The 2,559-nt window shown below is 72.8% G+C and carries 3 protein-coding genes and 1 pseudogene; 2 read left to right on the forward strand and 2 right to left on the reverse strand.

The features are described 5' to 3' along the window. A pseudogene (locus AB0C20_RS35940) lies at positions 1-355 on the reverse strand (hypothetical protein); the annotation flags it as partial. 57 nt (positions 356-412) lie between these two features. Next, positions 413-874 (reverse strand): MarR family transcriptional regulator, encoded by a 462-nt coding sequence (locus AB0C20_RS35945; RefSeq protein ID WP_357191713.1) that lies wholly within the window; start codon positions 872-874, stop codon positions 413-415. A 49-nt stretch (positions 875-923) separates the two neighbouring features. Between AB0C20_RS35945 and AB0C20_RS35950 the strand changes: the two genes are divergently transcribed. Together AB0C20_RS35950 and AB0C20_RS35955 are read left to right on the forward strand one after the other, a co-directional pair. Beyond that, positions 924-1,445, forward strand: a complete 522-nt coding sequence (locus AB0C20_RS35950) for a VOC family protein (RefSeq protein WP_357191691.1) — start codon at positions 924-926, stop codon at positions 1,443-1,445. A 24-nt stretch (positions 1,446-1,469) separates the two neighbouring features. Then, entirely contained in the window at positions 1,470-2,354 is an 885-nt protein-coding gene (locus tag AB0C20_RS35955) for a hypothetical protein (RefSeq protein ID WP_357569693.1), read from the forward strand. Positions 2,355-2,559 lie beyond the last annotated feature (205 nt).

Here is a 2,559-nt window from a genome sequence, read left to right on the forward strand (position 1 = left end):
TCTGCGCCGAGGTGTCCTTCATGACGAACGACCAGTGCGGGACCTGCGGGGTGCCTTGCCGGCGTACGCCGAACTCGAACCGGGCGGCGTCGGTGCGCGGGTCGGCGCGGCCGTGCAGGCGGGTGGTGGCCGCGTACGCGAAGGCGGCCCACCCACGGGCCGAGTGCGGCTCGCCGAGGGCGATCAGCACCCGCGCCTGGAGGCTGGCAGCCTCGGCCAGCTCGGGGGTGGCGTTGGCCGGGCGGGGGTCGGCGTCGGTGAGCGCGTCGGACAGCAGTTGCTGCGCTCCGGCAAGATCGCCGGAGGACACGAGGTGGTGCGCCTGATCAGTCAGTTCACCGAAGCCGGAAGACACGCCCCATCGTGCTCATCCGACGACGGTAAGTACAAGACCCGCGCCGGTGTCGATTGGTCAGGATCCGGTCAGGTGCTCGGCCAGGGTCTCGCTGATCCGGCGCAGCTGGTCGACCTGGGCGGGGCTCAACGCGTCGAACAGGTGTTGGCGTACCCCCTCGACGTGGCCGGGTGCGGCGGCCGCGAGGGTGGCGAAACCCTCGTCGGTGAGCAGCGCGATCTGCCCGCGCCGGTCGGTGGGGCAGTCCTCGCGGCGCACCCAGCCGGCGGCCTCCAGCCGGGCCACGGCGTGCGAGAGCCGGCTGCGCGACGACCCCGCGGCCTGCGCCAACTGGCTCATGCGCAGTTGACGACCGGGGGCCTCGGAGAGCTGGACCAGGATCTCGTAGTACGCGTGCGGCATGCCCGCGTCGCGTTGCAGCTCACGGTCGAGAGTGTCCATCAGCACCCGGGAGGCGGTGAGGTACGCGCGCCAGGTGCGCTGCTCGTCGGGGTCCAACCAGCGGGTCATGACCGCCATCATACTCCCGATGGTTGAATGTTCAACTAAACCGCGCTAGCCTCGGGTCATGGGTATCCACCGGCTCAACCACGCGGTCCTCTACGTCAGTGACCTCGCCCGCAGCGTCGAGTTCTACAGCGACGTGCTGGGCTTCCGCCCGGTGGCGATGACCCCGGACGGCTTCCGGGGCGCCACCTTCCTCCAGGCCCCCGACTCCACCAACGACCACGACCTCGGCCTCTTCGAGATCGGCGCGGGCGCCGGGCGGTCGACAGCCGGCCGGTCCACCGTCGGCCTCTACCACCTCGCCTGGGAGGTGGACACGCTCGACGAGCTGGCCGCCACCGCCGAGCGGCTCGCCGCTGCCGGCGCACTGGGCGGCACCTCCGACCACGGCACGACCAAGAGCCTCTACGGCAAGGACCCGGACGGTCTCGAGTTCGAGGTGGTCTGGCTGATCCCGGCCGACCTGCTCGACGACACCGCGCTGGCCGCCCGCAAGCAGATCGGTCGGCTCGACCTGGACGCCGAGCGGCAGCGTTACGGCGGGCAGACCCGGGGCGGGGTGGGGATCTCCGTCCCGGCCTGACCGCCCGTGCTGTAGAACGGACCGATGCCGACCGACCGGACCACTGATTTCCTCCGCGAGCTGCTGGTCCGCCAGTTGACGACCTGGCTGCCCGCGGCCCTGGACCGCTCCCGGCGGGCCACCATAGCCCTCGCGGGCGCCGACGCGGGCAGCGTGGAGGCCGCGCTGCGCCTGGTCGCCACGCACGGTGACCAGGTGCGCGGCCGGCAGGTGACGCTGCTGGTGCTGGCCGATGCCGCCGCCGACCTGCCGGCCCGACTGGGCCCGATCGAGGCGGAGCTGCCCGCCGAGGTCACAGTGCACCTGCTGCCCGGTGAGCCGTACCGGCTGCCGGTCGCGGTGAAGGCCGCCGGGGCGGCCGGCGCGCCGCTGTTCTCCTTCGTGGATCTGCCCGGCGCCGTGACGCCGAAGCTGCTCACCGCCGCTACCAACGGCCGGACCGGAGAGCTGCTGCTGCACACCGCCGACAGCGCCCGAGACGTGCTCGTCTCTGCCGGCTTCCCCCTGGTCGCCGAGGTGGCACCGGTGCTGTCCGGCGGAGAGGCCGCCGGGGTGGTCGCGTTCGGCAGCCGCTCCGACCGGAGCCTGGAGGCGGTCCGTGACGCGCTCTGGGCGGTCGCCGCGGACCTCGGCGTGCGCTACCGCGACCCGCTGGACCCGACCGGCACGACTGTCGACGTGGTCGGTGATCCCGACCTCGAACCGTTGGCCCACGAGCTGTTGGCCGAGTTGCGGGCGGGCGGGCCGCGGCCGGTGACCGAGCTGCGCCGGCACACCCTCACCGCGACCGTCTACCGTGCCGCCGACGCCAACCAGGCGCTCGTCGAGCTTGTCGACGCCGGCGCCGTGCGACGCGAACGCGAGTCCGGGCGGCTGGCCGGCGACGAGATCATCACCCTGGCGCGCTGAGCGCCCCCCGTCACGCCCCCCGCCCACGCGATCTTGCACTTTCTGCTCCGGCATAAGGGCTATTCCACGCAAAACAGCGACAGAAACTGCAAGATCGCCGAGGTGGGCCGGGGCCGGGCCGGGCCGGGGCGGGGGCAGACGCCGAGCGGGCAACCCCGCCAGCGGCAGCACCGCAACCATCAACTTCAGCTCGACCTCCACCCGC

It is taken from the genome of Micromonospora sp. NPDC048843 (assembly GCF_040649965.1).
GTDB classification, from domain to species: domain Bacteria; phylum Actinomycetota; class Actinomycetes; order Mycobacteriales; family Micromonosporaceae; genus Micromonospora; species Micromonospora hortensis.

What these genes read in the sequence shown, in the direction of transcription:
- AB0C20_RS35945 (WP_357191713.1), bottom strand. Translation starts at nt 874, where the DNA reads ATGGCGGTCATGACCCGCTGGTTGGACCCCGACGAGCAGCGCACCTGG.
- AB0C20_RS35950 (WP_357191691.1), top strand. Translation starts at nt 924, where the DNA reads ATGGGTATCCACCGGCTCAACCACGCGGTCCTCTACGTCAGTGACCTC.
- AB0C20_RS35955 (WP_357569693.1), top strand. Translation starts at nt 1,470, where the DNA reads ATGCCGACCGACCGGACCACTGATTTCCTCCGCGAGCTGCTGGTCCGC.